The organism is Paenibacillus sp. FSL H8-0457 (genome assembly GCF_038051935.1).
GTDB lineage: Bacteria > Bacillota > Bacilli > Paenibacillales > Paenibacillaceae > Paenibacillus_AQ > Paenibacillus_AQ lautus_A.
The window spans coordinates 3,501,694-3,522,430 of sequence record NZ_CP150293.1; the positions used below are offsets into that span (position 1 = coordinate 3,501,694).

Below are 20,737 nucleotides of genomic sequence, written 5' to 3' on the forward strand. Positions count from 1 at the left end.
TCTCCTCCTACCTCGTTTGCGTCGTGTTGCGGACCGCTCTTCCGAGCAGCAGCACCACCAGTCCCAAGAACAGCAGGATGATGATGAAATAGACCCAGATCAATGCGCTGGTCGGACCGTATTGCGTCGGATTGACGCTCGCAATGACGGGATTGCCGGGGAAAGTAAACAAATCCACAACGGTATAAATCGTATTCAGCAGGACGAACGGCATCATGCCCGGCAGGGTGATTTTCCAGAACATCTCCCACGGATTCGCGCCGTCGATGCGCGCCGCCTCGTAAACGGACGCCGAAATCGTCTGGCGGCCCGCAAGGAACAGTAGAATCTGCACGCCGGAATACCACAAGATAAGGACGAACGAGTTCAAGACGCTTACGATCGGCGTCGCCCAGGAGCCCGGCAAATATTGCGTGAGCGTCGTCGAAATGGAGAACTGCTCCAGGAATCCGAGCTGCCCCCTCCCTTGACTCAAGAAGCGTTCAATGATATTGCCGGAGGAGAAAATAACCGGCAGGAAGAACACCGCCCTGAACAAGCCCCTTCCCAGAAACTTTTGGTTCAGCATGATCGAAATCATAAAGGAGAAGATGACGATGATCGGAATCATGAACAGAATCTGCCTCAGAAACGGCAGCAGCTGGTCGTAGAAGACGCCGCCGTCCTCGAACAAAAGATTATAGTAATATTTGATGCCCACATATTCATGCAGGATGCCCGTCCCGGTAATGCGAACGTTATGAAAGCTCATATAGAGCGAATAGAAGAGAGGGAACGATACGAACAAGAGAAACCCGATAATCCAGGGCAAAATAAGGAAGATGCCTTCGTATCGTTGCGACAATCGGTTTTTTAATCGTAACAATCCGTTCACTTCGCCTCTCCCCCTTTCACCACGACAAAATCTTGCGCTGGAATCTTTATTCCCAAGACGGTTACCTCGGTATCGTTGTAGTTCACGATAATTTTCTTCCCGCCGGAGTAAACGGACTCCTTCACCTTAGGAGCGAGCGTGCGGTTGTACGTCATGAATTGGCCCTGAACATCTCCGAGCGCTTCGTTAAAGCGCTTGTACTCCTCGATGATCGCGGCTTCCCAATCGTCGTAATTCAAGCTGTAATGCCAGATCGTGTACGCCCTCTTCATCTTCTCCGTCTCTGCTTTCATGACGCCGAATGTCGGCGCCGCTCCGTATTCGATGCTCCGCAGGAAATCCTTGCGGTATTCGTCCCTCGCATTGCCCCAGTTCATCGTATACGGCACTAGGCCGTGCAGCGACATTTGGGCGAAAGGAACCGCTTCGTCGAAGAACAGGTCGTACGAATAATCGCCAGCCAGTTGCCTAACGGCATCCGTGCTCTGCAGCGAGTAAGCATTGCCGCCCGCGACCGTTACCGAAGGAAGCTTCGATTGCACGGCGTTCAGCAGTTCGCTTTGCAGCGATGCAGCCTCTTCCCGGCTGGTGAGGGATCTGCGATTGTAATCGCTGTACAGCATGTAGCCGGTTCCCGTGAGATGAAGTCCGTCTATGCCCAGCGACGCGAATCTCTTCAAGGCGTCTTCCATCTTGTCTAACGTTACCTTCGGACTCACGATCGCAACCTCGTCGTTCGATTGCAGGCGAGGGAACTTCATGATGGAACCCGCTTGGTCCTGCGTCGCTTGCCTCTTCGGATCAAAGTCGTCGCCGTCGGTGTTCAGCGTGAAATCCGTCTCCAGAATGACCGTATCGCCCTTTGACTTCGCGTATTCGGCGAAGCTTCGCATGCCGTCGTTGCCGCCAAGCCGCTTGTCGACCTTCACGCCGAAGCCGAGTCGGCTCGCGCCTCCGGTCTGCCAGCCTTGATAGGTGACGATCAGCCGGGGAATGCCCTGCGCATGCAGCCGATCGACGATCGACTTCGCTTCGTCCGTCGTCGTGCCGGGAATGAACCGGTTGCTAAGAAACCCCTTCTCCGAATCTCCGCCGATAAGATCAAGGTAAAGCGGCAGCTCGGACTCGCTTGCTTCCAACTGCTTCAGACCGTTTTCCTTCATCAAATGCTCGCGGTATTTCGCGGCCATGCCGGAATAGTCGCTTTTCGATTCGGGAAGGACGTAGTAACGGATTTTGCGGTCTCCGCCGAATTTGACTTTGCTGAACGTAAAGAAGCCTGCTGTCTTGTCGTACGTCGTCGGCTGGAAGTATTGAAGCCGGTAATTATGTTCTACGGTAGCCCAGGCATACTGGCTGTACACCCCTGCGGGCGCCGCGAACATATATCCGTATTCCTCGCCTTCGTCCGCAACGGCCAGAAAGCCGCCGCTTCCCGATTTAATGCCATAGATCGGCATCGTAATCGGCCTCCGGTTCGTGTAGACCGAGTTGAACGCGTAGTCCGTGCCGTAGATCGGTTCGCGGTATACGCTGCGGTCGTTCGAAATATTTTCCTTGATCCGGTAGACGGCGCCCGAGCCGTCCGGCAGGAGCATATACTCCTCTTCTTGCCCGCCGGGCTGCTTGGCGCCCAGAAACGGATATACCTTCAAATTGATCAACGCGTCTTTGCCTTCGACGATCTCCGAGTCGATGACCTTTGTTTCCACATAATCGTTCTTAATACGGACCTCGACCGGAATCGCCATCTGAATGGACGGCATCGCATAGGTGACGGCGAAGCCGTCCTCTAGCTGCTTCCAGCTCATGATGCCGCCGTTTAGCGACAGAAGACTGCTCACCTTCACTTCCGTCTTGCGCACGCTCGTGGCCGTCTCCAGCATGATCGGCGACAAGAGATGGCTCCGCCAAGTACCGGAAATCGTCTCCCGCGGCCAGTCCTCCGGATTCGGGTAAGAGCGCAGCTCGTGCCCGTCCCGTTTGTCGCGAACTTTGAAATGACCGGTGTTCTTATCCGCCAATAACACAAGCGTCTCGCTTTCGGCTACTTGCACGAAATCGGCTTCGTTCGGCAGCTCCCCATTCGTGCTGACGGCTGACTTGATGCCTTCGGGAATGACCGCCTCCTGAACCTGCTCCGTCCGTACCACGTCCGAGCTTGCGGAATGGGTCCACAAGTATATGCCGACCGACGCTACTGCCGCCGCCAACGCCGCCGCAGGAAGCAGCTTGCGCAGCTTGATGTAGGATTTGCTTGCTTCCGTCAACGCGCCGACACCTCCTGTATGATCGAATAGATAAAGCTGCGCAGCTCGGTGCTTAGACCGAACAGAATAAAGCACAGCACGCCGATAATAATCATCGTTACGGCCGTATACAGTAAATTGACCACGGTCTCGCCTACCGTGTAATTTTGAAGCGATTGCACCTTCCACACGAGCAGAAGGAAAATCCATACCATCATGCCTGTGTGAAGAAAATTGTAAATCGATTCTTCGCTAAGCGACATGCCGTTCGAGATCAGCGTAAGCGGCAAGCCGACTACGATAAACGGCGTAAGCGCATAGGCGCTGCCGACGAACACGTCCTTGAAACGTCCCTCGCCCCGCATGATGCTGCTGACCAAATAATTGGATACGACCCAGCCGATCCATACCAGGAAAAATTGGAGGAATACAGTAAGTCCGCTGAGCGGCATGATCGCTTCCATATTAAAGGTGAAGCTTGTATGCGTTCGAGACACCGCATAGGAGATATACGCCAGCGCCAGGATAACGAACGCGCTCGCATAGCTTCCCTTATTCTCGTAGCGGAGCGCGGAGAAGCCGTCGATCGGATGCCTCAGCACGTAAAGCGAATGTTTCATCTGCCCCAGGAAGCGCGAGCGCGGCCGGAACCGGATCGGCGAATTCAGCAGAACGGGATAACGTTTCGCCGCCATTCTATAAACGACGTACAAGGCGACCGCAACCATGATCAAGTTCATGAACAAACCGAATTTGTCCTGGAACCACTGCAAGCGGATTTGCCAGAACGCGTTCGAGTAACCCTCTTGAACGCCGGCGTCGCGGAACAGCTTTTGCGATTCCGCGTAATCCCCGCGGGCGTAGGCGGACTGAGCCAGCCCGATCATCGCGGGCGTATAGTACGCGTTAAGATGGAGCACCTCGCGCCAAAGCGGCTCGGCTTCCTTGTACCTGCCGTCGACGGTTAGGTTGTTCGCCTTGTAGACGAGCGCTCCGAACTCGGTTTGGCGGTACGTCTGGATCAAATTCGCATTGTCGTCCAGGATGAACAGTTCGTTCTTCGAGTTGATGTCGATGGCCGACGGGCTCTTGACGATGCCGAGCTGCGTCGTGTTCGGACTTGCGTCCCCGGACCAGAAGAACAGCAGGTTGCCGAACGCGTCGTATTGGCTGATCATCTTCGAATCTCCGTCGACAACGGAGAAGTTGCCGCTAGCGTCGATGGCGATGTCCTTCAGATTCACCATCTGTCCGATCTGGCGAAACCGGTATTCGCCGAACTTTTTATTGCCGTCCCCCAAGGTGCTGCTGGAACCGAGAAAATACTTGCCGGCATTGTTCAGCTTCTTCACTTGGTCTTCGGTCAAACTTTCTCCGAATGAAACGGTGTACGTAAACCCTCGCTCGTCGATGTTTACGTTGTTGATGGCCGGAGGCAGCTTGCTGAGCTGCTTCTCGTACATCTCTTTCGAATAGATCATTCGTTTGATCGAGTCCAGGACGGTGAAAGGCACCTTATTGGCCGCGAAGAAGCGGACAAAGCCGCCCTCGGGATCGAGCTGAAGCAGACCGTTATAGCTGCCGAGCGATACGATATACAGGAATCCGCGTTTATCGACCGCGACCTTGATCGGCTCGAAACGGTAATCCGCCGGAATAAACCTTGATTCCGGAAGCTTATATTCCTTCAGCAGCTTCCCCTGCTGGTCGAGCATCACGATCCTGGCGTTTCCCGTATCCGCGACATATATTTGGCCCTTCTCATCGACGTGCAGCCCCTGCGGATTGGACAACGGCGTACCTTCAAGCGCTGGCAGCACGCGGTCGAATTCGCCGTTCGGATGAAACACGACGACCCGATTGTTCCCCGAATCGGCTACATAGATCCGGTCCTGGGCGTCGATGAACAGATCTCGAGGCTGCATAAGCGGCGACTGCGCTTGTTTGGCGGGATCATTGGGAGCGGGGGTGAATATGTCCCTGCCAAGCACCTGCTCCGGCGCAAAAGCGGCTTGCGTCCAGACAAGCGATCCGGTGGCGGCCGATCTGTAATTCGTTGAATAAGGATAATCGGCGGATACTGCCGCCGGAAAGACGACCCATACGAGGCACACGGCCAGCAAGCCCCGCAGGAGACGGATCATTTTGGATTGTGCCGGCTTCATAATTTCTCCTCCCGCGGTTTCATTTAATGCCGGAATGGGCCATTGTCGCAATGACCTTGCTCTGGAATGCAAGAAAAATAATAAGGTTCGGAATGAACATAAACAACGCCGCGGCTGCGGCCGCACCCTGCCTTGCCACGTTGTTCGCCATGTTCGAAGTCAGCGATGAGATAAAGAACGGGAACGTCTTCATCTGCTCGTCCTGCATGAACAAATTTGATGTCTCGACGTTGCCCCACGCGGTCTGGAACGAGATGATGCCAATGGTTGCGACCGCTGGAAGGATGACGGGAACTACGATCCGCAGGAACACCGTAAATTCTCTGGCGCCGTCCAGGCGAGCCGATTCCAGCAGCTCGTTCGGAATTTGATCGATGAACTGCTTCATTAAGAAGACGCCGACAGGTACGGCTACCATGGGCAAGATGTGGCCCCAGTACGTGTTCATGATCCCCAAGTTGCTGACGACGAGATAACGAGGGATCGTAACCGTCTCCGGCGCGAACAGCAGCGTCAGCATAATCGTTGCGAACACAAGCTTATAACCGGGAAACTTATGCTTCGAAAGCGGGTAGGCGCATAACGCGCTTACCCCCGTCACCGTGATGACGCTCAGCACCGCTACGGTCAAGCTGTTGAAAATGTAGCGCGTGACCGGAATAACGGAATCCGACGTAATATGGAACAGCTCGACGAAATTTTGCAAGGATGGGGTGCGAGCCCAAATCGTCGGTGGATAAATGAACAGTTCTTCGTACGGCTTTAACGCGTGATTGAAAATATAAACCAGCGGCAGGAGCATAAACGCGCTGAATAGGACGAGCAGAAATACGACAGCCTTCTCGAAGCGGCTCATCCGATGCAGCCTGGATTGTCTCTTGAAACGGAATCGCTTGCGCAGCAGCGGCATTGCCATCTTATTCATCTCCCTTCGAACCGAACAGACCCCAGCAAAACTTATTGGATAAATACATAAGCAGCAGCAAGAATACGGACAAAGCGGATGCATAGCCCAGTTCGAAACGAATAAAACCGTAATCGTCGATCTGGTTCATAATGAGATGGCCGGAATATTGCGGCGTAGGGTTCATCCCCGACAGCTCCGTGCCGATGCTGCCCGCCTTGAAGGTTCCGACGATGGCCATAACCGCTCCGAACAGCATCTGAGGCTTCATGGACGGAATCGTAATGTACCAGATTTCCTCCAGCCTGGATTTGATGCCGTCGAGTCTCCCCGCTTCGTACAGGTCGGGATTGACGTTCAAGATGCCCGCCATCATCGCCAGAAATCCGATCCCCATGCTGGACCACAGCGTAACGACGATCATGGACGACATCAGATGCTCCTTGCTCGTCACCCATAACACGGGGTCGCTTATGAATCCCCATTCGATCAGAAAGCTGTTCAAGTAACCGATCCGGTCGCCGCTCAGCATCGGCAGCCAGACGATGGTCATTGCGATTCCCCCCATCAGCGACGGGGAATACATCGCGAGGGCAAACCATTTGCGCAAGCGTACGGGAAGAATCGTGATTAACCAGGCCAGCAGGAAGGCGGCAATGTAGCCGCACGGTCCTGCGATGATCGCGAATTTGAACGTATTCGGCAACGCGTATTTCAGAAACAACAGATCCTCCGAAATCATATAACGGAAATTCGCCCAGCCGACAAAGCGAGGCGGCTCGAGTGAGTTATAGGTCATAAAGCTGAGCAGAAACGCGCTTACGACCGGAATTAATATAAATAGGACAAAACAGATCATAAACGGCGCAATGAACAGGTACGACAACCGGAAGCGCCAAATTTCCCTCAGCAGCTCGGACGCCTTTCCTTTCGCGCGGAGCGATGTTCCGCCGGATGCGGAAGGTTTTTTCAAAGCCTGCGCGTTAATCTCTGACATATGGATTCACCCCTTCCCATGGCTGGTTGACCTCGGGCAAATCAAGCGGCCGAAGCACCTCGCCCACGCTGTCGATAATGCCGAATTCCTGCAGTTTTCTTCGCATTTCCCGTTCGATCTCCAAAGTCGACGTCTCGAGCGAACTCCGGTAATTGATGCCGTCGACGACGCTCCGGTTCCAGGCGTTCTGCAGCTCCCTTTCCAGGAAGTAGCTGCCCGGCACGTTCGGAATTTCCTTGAACCAGCGCCATTGCTCGAGAATGCCGTTCAAATCTTCCTGCTTCCACGGAAGGTGGACGAACGCTTCGATATTCGAGGTGTTCCAACGGAAGGATAGGCCGTTAATCGTCTCCAGATCGGAGCCGTACCTCTCCTGTACCTCGGCGGAGGTCCACCACTTGAGAAACTCCCAGCTTTGCTCGGCTTTTTTGGTCTTCTTGAAGATGACGGACGATTGCAGGTTGCCGCCCATCCACCTGGCCACTTCTCCGCCGCTCTGCTTGACGCCCGGAATCGGCGCGATTCCCCAATACCCGTTCAGCTCGGGAGCAGCTACCATCAGCTGGATGTACATGCTGAAGTCCGAGATGCCGATCGGGACGGTGCCGCTTCTGAACGACTGGTAAAAGCTGGCCAGCTGTTGGTCTACGGCGTATACGTTATACAGGTCGGTCCATTCCTTGAAGGCTTTGTATCCCGCTTCCGTTCCCAGAGCCGTCTGCAGGCCGTTCTTGTTGAAATAATCGGCCCCGTTCTGGAAGAAAAACGGCATATGCTGAGTCGGCGCCATATTGAGATTGTTCTGCTGCAAGGTAGGGAGCATATCATAGACCTCTTCCCAGGTGTCGGGCACCTCGAGTCCAAGCTCCTTCAATATATCTTTGCGGTAATAGAGCATGGAGAAGCTCTGCGTCTCCGGTACCGCGTAATAGCCTTTGTCGTAGTAGAAAGGCGTCCAGGAGCCCGGCGCGAAACGCTTGTATACCGCATCGAAATCCTGGAACCGCGTCAGATCGTACAGCCCGTTGCGGATCGCGTAATCGAACGGCAGCGTCTCCGGCAAACCGAGCGCGACGTCCGGCGCGATATCGGCCGCGTTCATCAGGACGAGCAAATTCGTATCCGGAAGCAAGTTGACCTTTACCTTGATACCCGTCTTCGGCGTAAACTGCTCTTCGGCCAGCTGTTGCAGAAGATTGACGTAATCGCGTCCGCGGAGCACCCATACGTTCAGCACATCGTCATCCATGCTGCTCAGCTGCTCCTTCGACTGGAACGAAGAAAAGAAATTAACGAATGTCCCTTCCAGCTTTTTGAAGAAACCCGCTTCCATCTTTGGAAACTTCTCCTTCTCCGGCACGATATAAATGCGGTCAAGCCCAAGCGGCTGGGTCTTCAGCTGCTGCAGCATCTCGGCGACCTTACCCTGCATTGTGACGAAACGGTCGGTTTTGTACGGAATCTGATTCGGATCCGCAAGCATGGAACGGATATCCTTGATCGTCGTGAACAATCCTTGCGTGACGGCATCCTTCTTGCCGTTGACCTCGATCAGCTTTTTCTGAACAGCGTCCAGCGAGTCTCCGATTGTACCGAGCTTATCCGTAAAACCGGGCAGCTCGGTATTGATTTTCCAAGTTCTGTTCGTGTCGTTGGAACCTCCGGTCAGCGCTTTCAGATCGGTCGCAAGCTCCATCAGCTCGGTTACGGTTTTCTCCAGCTCGGAGATCATCGGTTTGACGGGAGCACCGGTCGCGCGCATCGAGATCGTATTGCTTCCTTTTTCCATATAGAACAGGTATGGCTCCTCCTGCTCGTCCTCGAGCCGGACGCCCTGCCAGCCGGACTCGTACGGGAACCGGTACGCCTTCATTTCGGCGAACGGAATTTCGCCGTTGACCATAATCGTCCGGAAGGACGAACGGTTGGAGGAGTAATTTTGTTTGGTTCGCATTCCGATTTTGTAATATCCGCTTTCGGGAACGTCGAAGGTCCAGCTGATTTCGCCGTTTCCGGTTGACCAGCGCGAGCCGTCGATCGTGTTGAACGTGATTTTCCCGCGTTTATACGGCGTGCTGTTGATCTCGTTGTCATAGCGAAGCGAGATTGAGGAGACGCTTTTCCAATCGCCCTGCTCGGCTTCGATAACGATCGGCTCCCCGCTCGTTCCGGCTCCGCTTTTGCCGGCATTCACCTGCTTTGCCGTCTCGTAGTCCGGAACCTGCTCCGGATCCGACAGCTCGATGGAGCCGAGCGCGAACGGCTCGTTGCTGGTAAAGCGGAGCGTATGCTTCCCGGGCGTCAAGTACCACTGCAGCGGTTCGACGTAAGCCCCTCCCGAATCTCGCAGCGATGTCGTAATCCAGCCGCTGATATCCTCGGCCATCGGACGGATCTGATCGCCGTTCGAGTCGACGGCAGCCGGGAAAGGATCCTTCCAGCGGCGGTCCAGCGTGATGGATCTCGCTTCAAGAAACGCATTGTTTCCGTCGAACGAGACGTTAAGCAGGATCGGCCTTCTGCGGTTGCCGTCCGTAACGGGACGGTACGTCAAATCGATCTGGTACAGCCCGGCTTGCTCGATGGATACATCGTATTCAACCCATTCCTCGTTCGTAAGGCCCCAATCGAGCGCCTCCGCCCGGCCGTCCACGGTGCCGACTTGAACGCTGGCGCCTTCCGATGTACGCGCAAAGCCGGCGCCGGACAAGCTGACCTTTCCGTCATGTTCGGAAGGCGCTCCCGCTTGCTTCCATTCCGCCAGCTTATCCAGAAAGTAGGGCTCGCCCGTTTCGTTCGCTGCTGCCGTCTGCGATTCCTCCGGCGATTCCTTCTGCGGCTCCTCCGCCGACACGGCTGATGCTTCCTCCGCCGAATTCGCCGACTGCGTTCCCCCGGCGTTCCCCGCTGCTCCGACTGTCCAAGGCAGCAGCATAGCGAATGCCAATGCCGGCACGATGATTGCACGCCATCTCGTAAGCGCCCTTAACATTCATCTCTCCCCCTTTGCACCCATCATTCGTACATCAAGCTTTCCGATGTATCCTTATCGAAGTAAAGCGCTTTCGACATGTTCAGCGTAACGGTGATTTTTTGGTCCTCCTTGTAATCAAAGCCAGAAGTCGTACGGACGGCAAAGGGCGTGTCCGTTCCGATATCCACATACAGATACATATCCGCTCCCATTAGCTCCGCCACCTTGAGCGTGCCCGTTATCTGGCTGCGCGGATGACGATCGGCCATTTCCGGCTCTGCATGCGCATACTCGCATCGAATGCCGAGCACAACTCTCCGGTTCACTTTGCCGTGCTTCCGCAGCAGCTGCGCGTGCTCGTCCGAAATGGCCAGGTAGCTCCGCTGCGTCTGCAGATCCAGCTTGCCTCCGTCCGTTTCCACGACCTTCCCTTCGATGAAGTTGATCGGCGGCGTCCCGATAAAGCTCGCGACGAACATATTTCTCGGATTGCCGTAGATCAGGCGCGGACTGTCGACCTGCTGAATCACGCCGTCCTTCATGACGACGATCCGGTTGCCCATCGTCATCGCTTCCACCTGATCATGCGTTACATAAACAGTCGTCACGCCGAGTTGTTTATGAAGCCGGATAATCTCCGTACGCATCTGAACTCTTAGCTTGGCATCAAGGTTCGACAGCGGCTCGTCCATCAAGAACACGCTAGGCTTTCGGACGATCGCCCGGCCGAGCGCGACGCGCTGGCGCTGACCGCCCGACAACTGTCTCGGCTTGCGATCCAGAAACTGCTCGATCTCCAGCGTGCGCGACGTCGATTTGACCGACAGATCGATCTCGTGCTTCGGCTCCTTGCGCAGACGCAGGCCGAACGCGATATTTTCGTAAATATTCATATTCGGGTACAACGCGTAGTTCTGGAAGACCATCGCAATATCGCGATCCTTAGGCGGCAGATGATTCACCAGCTTATCCCCGATGTACAGCTCGCCGGAAGTAATATCCTCCAGCCCGGCGATCATGCGGAGCGTCGTCGATTTGCCGCAGCCAGACCCGCCGACCATGACAAGAAACTCGCCGTCCTCGATCTCTAGGTTAAAATCCTTTACGGCATATTGTTTGTCCTTGCCATATCGTTTCTCTACATGCTTTAGTACAATGCGCCCCATGGCGGCACCTCCGAACAATTGGGTATGGAATAGTCCGCTGTCTTTGTCCTGGCAATGTTCAACCTTTATTGCATGCTCCGCCGAATTCGCAGCGCCAAATACGGCCTGCCCGGCAGGCTGATCGCGCAATCGCCGGAGAAGGTCCCCTCGATCGGCTCGATCGTCATGTTCCAGGTATCGATAACTTCCGCGGTATACGCGGCGTCCTCCGAAAGCTGGACCGGACGGACGATCGGCCGGTGAATGCCGAAGTACAACAAGTAATAGTCTTCCTGTTTGCCGAGAGCCGGCACATCCTTAATCGTGTCGATGACTGTTAAATGCCGCGGCGCATCCTCCAGCACCTTCCTAAGAAATCCGATTCGATCGGGACTCGTGCCGTGCAGTTCTCCTCCGTGCGACCACCAGATGATGTTCTCGGGATGCATGTACGTCTCTCCGTGACCGACGTAAGCGCCGCGAACGGTTCCTTCCCAGAACCGGTGCGTCATCTCTTCACCTGTGATGTTGCCCCATCGGCGAGGGATATCGCCTTCGTAGCAGCACTCGTCCACGACGACCGGCTTCCCGTATGCGCGTCGGATCGAGTCTACAGCGGTAAGATCCCAGTGCTGCAGGCTGACGTGATCGACCCATGGTTTCGAGTGGTCGTAGAGATCAAGCGACGTGGGATCGTACATTTTCGTTCCGTTGTGGATGGAACGGAGATGCCCGTAAGGATCGTTTTCTTGCACGATTTGGAATAACCGGTCCCAGTCTTCTTTCCGCTTTTCCCTCATGAAATCGTACTCATTGGCCAGCGACCACCATACGTTGCGATAAGCGGCCAGGCGCGCGATGACATATCGCAAATAAAATTCATCTCGATCCGGGCTCATCCTGTCGAATCCCCAATGTCCCTTGTCGTAAGGGTGAAACAAGATGACATCCGCTTCAATCCCCAGCTCCGCCAATTGCTCAATTCGCCGTTCCAGCCCCTGGAAGAACCGCGGTTCGAACCGTTCAAGGTCGAAACCGTCTTCCTTCGAGCCCGGAAAAGCAAAGAGCGCCGGTTCGGTGACGTTGAAGGTATACCTTTTGGGAAAGACGCACATGCGTATTTTATTGAAGGGAGAATTCCGCAGCGCTTCGAGCGTCTCCGCCTGCAGCGGCTCGTTCTGGTGTACCCAAGCGTAGCAAGTCGTTCCGAACGGAATGTAGGGCGATCCGTCCGCATATTCGAATGAATCCCGCGATGCGACGCGAACGGGTCCGTGATTGCCGGCTCCGGCGTCCGTGCATTCGAACTTGCCGGTTAAGGCATCCAGCGCCGGAACGTTGCTGCTTGTCAAGAATGTCCAAGGTCCGACAGCATCCGGCATAAATCTGATTTTGTAGACGCCGTCCCCGTCGTAGAACCCATTTGCCTTCACCGTCCGCTCGCCGCTCCGGAATGCAGCCTCCAGCTGGACGCCGCTGAACGGATTTTCAAGCGTTTCATCGACATTGATAGCGGTTTCAAATACAGCCCATCTTCCAACTGTTTTGTTATAAATCACGCGTTGTCTCTCCTTCCGCATGGCCAAGCCCCCAAACAGGCCCGCCGGATGCGAATTTTCCTCATTATACAATGCTAATCTCCCCCTTTTATAGGCGATTCAGGCCGTTTCTATAGGGGGATGCAATCCGGGCAAGCGGTTCTCCGGCATTCCGGAAATCGGATTGACCCATTAGCCATGCAGAAGCGCTCGAATCATGCTGCGCGGAGCTGCAGCATGGCAAAAAAAGCGCAATCCCGCTAGGGAATGCGCTTTCATTTTTACATTGAGGCCATTCTAAATTCCGGATCCGGCGTGCTTCTCCGGTACTCTCTGGGCGTAACGCCCGTCTTCTTGCGAAACAGCGAGTGGAAAAACTTCATATCCTGATAGCCAACCTGATTGGCGGCCTCCTGAATCGATATTTCGGTCGATTTCAGTAGCTCGCAGCAGCGCTGAACCCGGATATTTTGCAAAAATTGCATGAACGTGACGCCTGTCGTTTTCTTGAACAACCGTTGAAAGTGGCTTGGGCTCATGAACGACCTCTCCGCTACCTGCTGAACCGTGAGGTTCGTGGCAAAGTGATCGTTAATGTATTGGATGGCGTCATCCATGTTGTTCGTCGGCGTGGATACCATGCTCCCGTCGCACTCATATCGCTGCAGCATGGCCAGGACCTGGATGAGCTGCCCCATCATCAGAAATTCATAACGAGGTCCCTTCTTCAAATATTCTCTGAACATCCCGTGCATGATGGACAAAAACTTGTCGAACTTGTCCTGGTATTGAAGCCACTTGGCCGACGGCGACGAGCCGTACAACATACTGTGCAGCTTGGTCGATTCGCAGATGACGGACTTCAATTGCTCCAGCAGGCAAGTCCGGAAGATGCAGTTGTAGATGACAAGTTGATTGTCCTGGGAAGAAGGCCGGAACACATGCGACGTGCCGATCGGTATGACGAACAGATCGCCGCGTTTGATCGGGATCAACTGATCCTCGACATAATGATATCCGCTGCCTTCCTCCACATAGCTGATTTCTATAAAATCATGGGTATGCTGCGATAGACAAAACCCTTCGACTTCGCGATTAATGAATATGTCAAAATCAGGATTAAAAAAAATATCCCCGCTCAATTCGATGATGCGCCAATTCATACGATCACCCCGGTCGAGTGTGTTTGTGATTCTACACTTCGTAAACACTTCATTACCGTTTTATAGTAGCAAAATTTCTCAATTAAAGCGATTGCAAAAAAAGTCTATTCCGCTCTAAATTTTCATGAACGTTCGTTAAACGGGCGTCCTCCCGTTCTCCTTCACCCATTCCTCGGTAAAGCGCACATATTTGATCGCTTTCCTCAGGTACGAATAAGCGGCGTGGATGCTGCCGTCCTTTGTTCCCATAATGCTCGGATAAGAATACCCGGTTTGCTTCTCCTTATGCTCGAGATCCGACATCTGGACGTTTTTGACATGGGGCCAAGTCTTGCCGCCATCCTCCGAGATCGCGACGGTCAGCGGCGTCCGCAGCGTCTTCTTGCGCCATTCGCCATTCCTCTCGATCCAGCGGTATTGATCTCTCTCCATCGTAGAATCGTTATAGATAATCGCCAAATGCCCGTTCGCAAGCTTCGCCAATTGAATGGAGGAATTGTTGTTCGGCAAAGATGTTTTTGCCGGCTCGCTCCACGTTTTGCCGAAATCCTTGGAGACGCTGCCGTAGATGCGGTCGGCATGGCGGCTGCGGAAGACGGCGAACAACATGCCGCCGTCGAGCTCCACAACGCTCATTTGAACACGATGAAGGCTGCCTTGCACCTCGTATTCCGACCATGTCTCTCCTTGGTCGGCCGATATAAGCACCACGCTGTAATGTCCGCCGGGCTTGCAGTAATAACAAGGCAGCAGCCATTCTCCGTTGCTCATCGCGAGAATCGGCTGACGGAGGAACATGCCGGGGCCCTCATGCAGGACAAACGGCTCCCCCCATGTATATCCTCGATCATCCGAGATGCGGCCGACGATTTTGGAGGTCTGCTGGTTGTGCGGCTCATTCGATGTATGCAGAAGCCACACCTTGTTGTCCGGCGCCTGGAAGACGAGCGGATTTTGCTCCGAGCGCTCCGGATCGGCCGCTACCTCGATCGGCTCCTCCCACCGTTCGCCGCCTGCGGGAAGCCTCGACAGCAGCACGTTCGTATCCGGATTGCCCTCGCCGCTTCCGGAGAACCAGACGCAAAGCAAATCTCCGTTGTCCAGCGCCAGCAAATTCGCCGAATGGCTATCGGGCTCGTAACGGATAGGCAGCAAGGCCTCCGTCAGCTGCGGATCCTGCTCCGATTGACTTAATATCCCGTTGTACCGTTCCGTTAATTGCATGAGTTATCCCTCTTTCGTCATTTATTCTTCGGCAACGTCGCCGCCGCCAAGCTATCCGAGGCAAAGACCGGTTGTCCGTTCAAATACAGCTTGTAGCCTGCTTCGATTCCGTCCGGATACCTGCCGAGGCCCGGCTTTCCGTAAGTGATCCGAATGTCTTGTCCCGCCGCCTTCACATGGTCAAGCTCGAAATAATCGAGACCGATATCGAGCGGTTCGAGACGGAGGCCGCCATCTTCGACGGAGAGACCCGCCACATGGCTGACGATCAGATCGATATAATACGAGTGGTTGTATTCCTGTTCATCGCTTAACGGTTCTCCGGTGTCGCTGTTGTAATGCTCAACCAGTCCCGGCCTGTTCAGATCGCGGTTCTGGAAATGGAGGAACGAATATTCCTTCAGGCCGCGCGCGAACGCTTCATTATAAGCGTTGCCGCGGCGCTTGCTCTCGCGGGCGAGCGCGTCCAGCGTAATCGCGTTCGTGTACGGCCAAGTCGGCCCGTTCCACATGCAGCCGTTACGGCCTTTAAGAAAAAAGCCGAACCATCCGCCTTCCTTCGAGTAGGCGACGCTGTCGGCCGACACCGTCGGATAAGGGCAAGCGGTCGCGAATTGTTTCGGATCGAGCAAATGGGCAACCAGGCCGTCATGCCTCTCGTCGAGCATCTCCGCCCACGCCGGATAGAAGCCGACTATATTTTTGACAAGCGCCTTCTCGTCCGTCTGGTCATGCAGATCGTAGAAAAACGCCGACGCTTCGTCCCACATCTTCTCCAGCACGTCATGTTTGATCCGCTCCGCAAGCTGCAGGTATTTAACCGATTCCGGATCGCCCGCCGCTTCGCACAACCGGGCTACGCCGAGCGTGTTCAGATAATGATAGACGGTTCGATCCACCCGCTTCACATGCGTGTACGTTTCCGGATCCTTCGGATTGCGGGGATAATCGTGGAAATACCAATAGCTTGGCTGATATTCCTTCCCTGTCCGGGTATGCCGGTATTCCGTCATTAATCCGTCCCGTTCGTTGCCGTACACTTCCTGCCAGCTCGAGATTTGGTCTTTAAGTCCAGGAAGCGCCTTCAATATAGCGTTCTCATCGCGATGGACGAGAAACAAGCGGTAAGCCGCCCAACCGATATAGTTAGCGAAAGAGTGCATCCTCTCGTCCGCCATCAAGCAGCAGTACATGCCGTTTTCCGCCGGCGTTTCCTGCATGTTCCGCAGCGCTCCCAAGCTGGGCGCGGGATCGTGATGCCACCTGGCGTCCATCAAATGAAGCGGCACCGATAAATTGATCAGCTTGCTGAACTCCCATCCTCCCTTGGAGAACGGCCGCTTGCCCTTCTTATGGGAACGTCCTTCATAGAACAGCGGATGCTGCAGCAATCCGTAACGCGGATCGGCCATGTTGTGCCGGAGCAGGAACCACCTGTACGTCCACGTCTTGTCCAGTACCGGGTCGCTGCTCTTGAAGCGCGGCGCGGCGTCGAACCAGCGCTGGTACTCCTTCTGCTGCACGGATGCTGTCTCTTCAAGGCTTGCGGGCTTTTGGATGAAACGATTTGCGCGGCTCATTAAAGCTTCGATGCCGTCGAGCGACCGGATGCCGAGCGCCGCGGCTACAATAAACGTTTTTGTCTCGCCGGGCTGCAGGCTTACTCCGTCGCTAAGCAGTTTCGGCTCGCTTGCAACGAGGCAAGCGTCGATGTCAAAGCTGAAAAAAGGGATATCGAAACCGCCCTGCAAACCTGCATCGCCGCAGGCTCGAAAATCCGTCGGGGCAGTCGCTTGCAGCAACAGCTCGCCATCAGACCGGTTCGTCCAGGTCTGGCAGGAAACGGCGCAGTCCTCCCAAGTAATAAATTTCGTCTCCGCATAGCCGATCCGGTCGTCCGAATAGGCGAGACGGAGCTGGCTGGGATACCAATCGGCTGAAGCCGTTTCCATTTTGCAGGCATGGCCGTTAACCGTTATGGTGAACAGGAGCGGAATATTTACTTTGTGAATGAAGTCGAATCGGCCGATAAAGCCCGGTGCGGCTTCCACGTAATCGGCCCATAATCGCGCTCCCGTAGGACCGAGCAGCAGCCCTCCCGGGACGGTGCGCAGCGCCTTTCTCCCGGCCCTTAACTCCTCGTCGATCATGCTATTGCCCCCCTGTCGTACAGATTGAAACCGCCAAGCCGCCTAAGACGATGTAAGCCGTTTCACCTTATTTACCAGTATATCTGCTAGACTTTTTTTGTTCTGTGGGGTTATCGGCAAATTTATAGGGCAATCCAACCCGCTTGCCAAATCCCCTTCCTTTTTCCAAATCGAAATCACCTATGTTTGAGAAACCAACACGCGCAAAGCTATGTTTAACCCACAACGTTTCCACCGATATGAGAATTACCTGCTAAACCACATAGCGCGCAAAAGGGGATGGTCGCCCATCCCCCCTCTTGGCGCAGCTGCCCCCTGAGGGCGGCGTCAACCTTTCACGATTGTTACTTTTGCGACAATTGCTCCTGGATTAACTTGTTCGCATTCTCTTCCGCTCTGCGAAGCGCCGTATTGACATCGAGGTTGCCCATCGCTATTTGCCGGACGGCATCCTTGTCGAAGGCATCCTCGATGACAATTTCATCGAATTGCGTAAGGACGCGGGATGGCGCCGGCTTGCCATAGTACAGCGCGTCAATGTTCTTTTCGCTTGCGAACGGATAGTCGGAGAACGCCACATCGCGAACCGATTGCGTCGTAAGCGGCGTTATCATGCCTTTCTTGGACATGATCGTCTGATACTCTTCCGAGATCAAATATTTGAGCACTTCCATGGCGGCATCCTGGTTTTTCGAAAGAGCCGAAATGCCTGCATAAGTAGCATTTGGCTGCGTATTCACCCCGGGCATATCCTTGAAGGTCGGAACGGCCGCAATATCCCAGTCCATGGCGAGCGAGCTCTCGGCATCCTGCATCCAACCCGACGTATAGATATACATGCCAATTATGAAATCTCTGTTGAAGTCGACGTGCGCGAGCCAATCCTCGGTCGCGCGTTTTTGCACGCCCGGATCCCGGGTGAAGTCGTAGAACACGTTTTCGAAGATGAATTTCCATTGATCGTTATTGACGGTCGCCTTATTCGTCTCCGGATCGACAAAGCCTGCCGAATTTTGGGCGACGCGGAGATAGTGCTTCGGCGACATCCACAGACCGATGTACTGTTTGCCCCCTTCATTGCGGGTAATCTTTTTGGACAACTCCAGCGCTTCGTCCCAGGTCATGCCGTCCTTAGGATATTCCACTCCGAACCGGTCGAAGATGCCCTTGTTGTAATACATAACGAATTTGTTGTCGCTGAGCGGCAGCAGATTCACCTTTCCGTCGATTTTGACCGGCTCCAGATAGGCCGGCTCGATGGCGCTGATGTCAACGGCATGCTTCTCAATTAATGCGGTGAGGTCAAGAGCCAGATTGGCAGGTACGTAATCTTCCCTTAACTCGCCTGCCGACGACAGATACATATCGATTTGCGTGCCGGATGCGATAACCTGCTCCAATTTCTGCTCGTCCGTCTGGTTGATATAGGTAATGTTGATATTCGGGAATTTTTGCTTGATATGTTGGCCGTAGCGCTCTTCGAATTGTTCGGGGCTTGCCAAGCCGAACCAGGTCAGATCGGCTTTAAGATCCGCCGGATTTCCGGCGCCGGCATCGGCGCCTTCAGGCGGTGTCTCGTTCTGCGGGGACTCCGCATTGCCCTCGGAATTGCCGGAGCATGCCGCCAGGACGGTGAGAAGCATGACCAAAGTCAACATCATTGAAACCATTTTCCTTGCCATAACCATCATTTCCTCCCGTTCTCTATACGAAACGCGATGCGACGCCATGAACGGGGGCCCCCGGTTCACCTTGCTTCATCATTATATCGGCCAGGCTATCGTTTTTCACCGGGGTTAAAGACGAATTCATAGGGCAATCCAACCCTAAAAAATAAAAAAAGGGAGATGGTCGCCCCTCTCCCTCTTCGTACGGCTGCCCCTGGAAGGCTTCGTCATCCGTGTCTGCTTGTTAATTTTGCGCCAATTGTTCCTGAATCAGCTTATTCGCTAGCTCTTCGGCATTGCGGAGCGCCGTATTGACATCGAGTTTGCCCATCGCGATTTGCCGGACGGCATCCTGGTCCAAAGCATCCTCGATAACAAGCTCGTCGAATTGCGTAAGCACGCGGGAAGGAGCCGGCTTTCCGTAGAATAGCGCTTTGATGTTCTTTTCGCTTGCGAACGGATAGTCGGCGAAAGCCGCATCGCGAACCGATTGCGTCGTAAGCGGAGTAATCATGCCTTTCTTGGATATAATCGTCTGATATTCTTCCGAGATCAAATATTTGAGCACTTGCATGGCAACATCCTGGTTTTTCGAAAGAGCCGAGATACCTACGTAAGTAGCATATGGCTGCGTGTTCACCTCAGGCATATCCTTGAAGGTCGGAACGGCTGCAATGTCCCAGTCCATGGCGAGCGAAGTATCGGCAGACGACATCCAGCCCGATGTGTAGATATACATGCCGACTAAGAATTCCTTGTTGAAATCCTTGTGCGCGAGCCACTCTTCGCTCGCTCGTTTTTGCAAGCCAGGATCCCGAGTGAAGTTGTAGAAAATATTTTCGAAAATGAATTTCCATTGGTCGTTGTTGACGGTCGCCTTATTTGTCTCCGGATCGATAAAGCCGGCCGAATTTTGAGCGACGCGGAGATAGTGCTTCGGCGACATCCACAAACCGATATACTGCTTGCCGCCTTCATTGCGGGTAATTTGTTTGGACAGCTCCAGTGCTTCATCCCAAGTCATGCCATCCCAAGGATACTTCACGCCGAACCGGTCGAAGATGCCTTTGTTGTAATACATGACGAATTTGTTGTCGGTGATCGGCAGCAAATTTACATTTCCGTCGATTTTGACCGGCTCCAGATAGGCCGGCTCGATCGTGCTGATATCGACGGCATGCTTCTCGAGCAACGGGGTGAGATTAAGCGCCATGTTGGCCGGCACGTAGTCTTCCCTTAACTCGCCGGCCGACGACAGAAACATGTCGATTTCCGTGCCGGATGCGATAACCTGCTCCAATTTCTGCTCGTCCGTCTGGTTGATATAGGTAATGTTGATATTCGGAAATTTTTGCTTGATATATTGGTTGTAACGCTCTTCGAATTGTTCGGGACCCATCAAGCCGAACCAAGTCAGATCGGCTTTCAGATCCGCCGGATTGCCGGTGCCGGCGTCGGTGCCTTCAGGCGCTGCCGACTCGGAAGGCGTGTTGCTCGCGCTCTGCGAGGGCTCCGCATTGTTTCCGGAATTGCTCGCGCAAGCCGACAGGACAGTTAGAAGCATAACCAAGGATACCATCATCGAAACCATTTTCCGCACCATAATTATCAATACCTCCCTTTATATTCAACCATTGTTTTGAATATCTTACATTGTAAGCGCTGTCTAAATTGCTATAATAACCCC

General features: G+C 54.2%; 13 protein-coding genes. All 13 read right to left on the reverse strand.

Annotation, left to right across the window (positions count from 1 at the left end; genetic code table 11):
- Window positions 1-7 precede the first annotated feature (7 nt).
- Complete coding sequence (locus MHI43_RS15505) at window positions 8-874, reverse strand: sugar ABC transporter permease (protein ID WP_015735272.1); 867 nt, start codon at window positions 872-874, stop codon at window positions 8-10.
- Window positions 871-3,144 carry a DUF5696 domain-containing protein gene (locus MHI43_RS15510; RefSeq protein ID WP_036662991.1) on the reverse strand — a complete coding sequence of 758 codons (2,274 nt, stop codon included), beginning with the start codon at window positions 3,142-3,144 and terminating at the stop codon, window positions 871-873. Before MHI43_RS15510 ends, MHI43_RS15505 begins: the two co-directional genes overlap by 4 nt.
- Window positions 3,141-5,288 carry a YIP1 family protein gene (locus MHI43_RS15515; RefSeq protein ID WP_036662989.1) on the reverse strand — a complete coding sequence of 716 codons (2,148 nt, stop codon included), beginning with the start codon at window positions 5,286-5,288 and terminating at the stop codon, window positions 3,141-3,143. The genes MHI43_RS15510 and MHI43_RS15515 overlap by 4 nt, the downstream gene beginning before the upstream one ends.
- Window positions 5,289-5,307: 19 nt before the next feature.
- Window positions 5,308-6,213: a carbohydrate ABC transporter permease gene (locus tag MHI43_RS15520; protein WP_036662987.1), complete on the reverse strand. Its 906-nt coding sequence runs from the start codon at window positions 6,211-6,213 to the stop codon at window positions 5,308-5,310.
- On the reverse strand, window positions 6,206-7,189 hold the full coding sequence (locus MHI43_RS15525; protein WP_036662985.1) for a sugar ABC transporter permease: 984 nt from the start codon (window positions 7,187-7,189) through the stop codon (window positions 6,206-6,208). The genes MHI43_RS15520 and MHI43_RS15525 overlap by 8 nt, the downstream gene beginning before the upstream one ends.
- Complete coding sequence (locus tag MHI43_RS15530) at window positions 7,176-10,181, reverse strand: extracellular solute-binding protein (RefSeq protein WP_036662983.1); 3,006 nt, start codon at window positions 10,179-10,181, stop codon at window positions 7,176-7,178. The genes MHI43_RS15525 and MHI43_RS15530 overlap by 14 nt, the downstream gene beginning before the upstream one ends.
- A gap of 23 nt (window positions 10,182-10,204) precedes the next feature.
- Window positions 10,205-11,329 carry a sn-glycerol-3-phosphate ABC transporter ATP-binding protein UgpC gene (gene ugpC / locus MHI43_RS15535; protein WP_015735278.1) on the reverse strand — a complete coding sequence of 375 codons (1,125 nt, stop codon included), beginning with the start codon at window positions 11,327-11,329 and terminating at the stop codon, window positions 10,205-10,207.
- Window positions 11,330-11,394: 65 nt separating this feature from the next.
- Entirely contained in the window at window positions 11,395-12,939 is a 1,545-nt protein-coding gene (locus tag MHI43_RS15540) for a DUF5605 domain-containing protein (protein WP_235201789.1), read from the reverse strand.
- 188 nt (window positions 12,940-13,127) lie between these two features.
- On the reverse strand, window positions 13,128-14,009 hold the full coding sequence (locus tag MHI43_RS15545; protein WP_036662981.1) for an AraC family transcriptional regulator: 882 nt from the start codon (window positions 14,007-14,009) through the stop codon (window positions 13,128-13,130).
- A gap of 135 nt (window positions 14,010-14,144) precedes the next feature.
- The gene (locus MHI43_RS15550; RefSeq protein ID WP_036662979.1) at window positions 14,145-15,233 is read right to left on the reverse strand and encodes a sialidase family protein; all 1,089 of its coding nucleotides are present in this window, start codon (window positions 15,231-15,233) and stop codon (window positions 14,145-14,147) included.
- A 17-nt stretch (window positions 15,234-15,250) separates the two neighbouring features.
- Window positions 15,251-17,383, reverse strand: a complete 2,133-nt coding sequence (locus MHI43_RS15555) for a hypothetical protein (protein WP_051425354.1) — start codon at window positions 17,381-17,383, stop codon at window positions 15,251-15,253.
- Window positions 17,384-17,727: 344 nt separating this feature from the next.
- Window positions 17,728-19,044 carry an extracellular solute-binding protein gene (locus tag MHI43_RS15560; protein ID WP_036662977.1) on the reverse strand — a complete coding sequence of 439 codons (1,317 nt, stop codon included), beginning with the start codon at window positions 19,042-19,044 and terminating at the stop codon, window positions 17,728-17,730.
- Window positions 19,045-19,294: 250 nt separating this feature from the next.
- On the reverse strand, window positions 19,295-20,614 hold the full coding sequence (locus MHI43_RS15565; RefSeq protein WP_341283280.1) for an extracellular solute-binding protein: 1,320 nt from the start codon (window positions 20,612-20,614) through the stop codon (window positions 19,295-19,297).
- Window positions 20,615-20,737: the final 123 nt, after the last annotated feature.

Excerpts from the sequence above, each read along its gene's own strand:
- MHI43_RS15515 (WP_036662989.1), bottom strand. The coding sequence starts at position 5,288 with ATGAAGCCGGCACAATCCAAAATGATCCGTCTCCTGCGGGGCTTGCTG.
- MHI43_RS15520 (WP_036662987.1), bottom strand. The coding sequence starts at position 6,213 with ATGAATAAGATGGCAATGCCGCTGCTGCGCAAGCGATTCCGTTTCAAG.
- MHI43_RS15525 (WP_036662985.1), bottom strand. The coding sequence starts at position 7,189 with ATGTCAGAGATTAACGCGCAGGCTTTGAAAAAACCTTCCGCATCCGGC.
- MHI43_RS15530 (WP_036662983.1), bottom strand. The coding sequence starts at position 10,181 with ATGTTAAGGGCGCTTACGAGATGGCGTGCAATCATCGTGCCGGCATTG.
- ugpC (WP_015735278.1), bottom strand. The coding sequence starts at position 11,329 with ATGGGGCGCATTGTACTAAAGCATGTAGAGAAACGATATGGCAAGGAC.
- MHI43_RS15545 (WP_036662981.1), bottom strand. The coding sequence starts at position 14,009 with ATGAATTGGCGCATCATCGAATTGAGCGGGGATATTTTTTTTAATCCT.
- MHI43_RS15550 (WP_036662979.1), bottom strand. The coding sequence starts at position 15,233 with ATGCAATTAACGGAACGGTACAACGGGATATTAAGTCAATCGGAGCAG.
- MHI43_RS15555 (WP_051425354.1), bottom strand. The coding sequence starts at position 17,383 with ATGATCGACGAGGAGTTAAGGGCCGGGAGAAAGGCGCTGCGCACCGTC.
- MHI43_RS15560 (WP_036662977.1), bottom strand. The coding sequence starts at position 19,044 with ATGATGTTGACTTTGGTCATGCTTCTCACCGTCCTGGCGGCATGCTCC.
- MHI43_RS15565 (WP_341283280.1), bottom strand. The coding sequence starts at position 20,614 with ATGCTTCTAACTGTCCTGTCGGCTTGCGCGAGCAATTCCGGAAACAAT.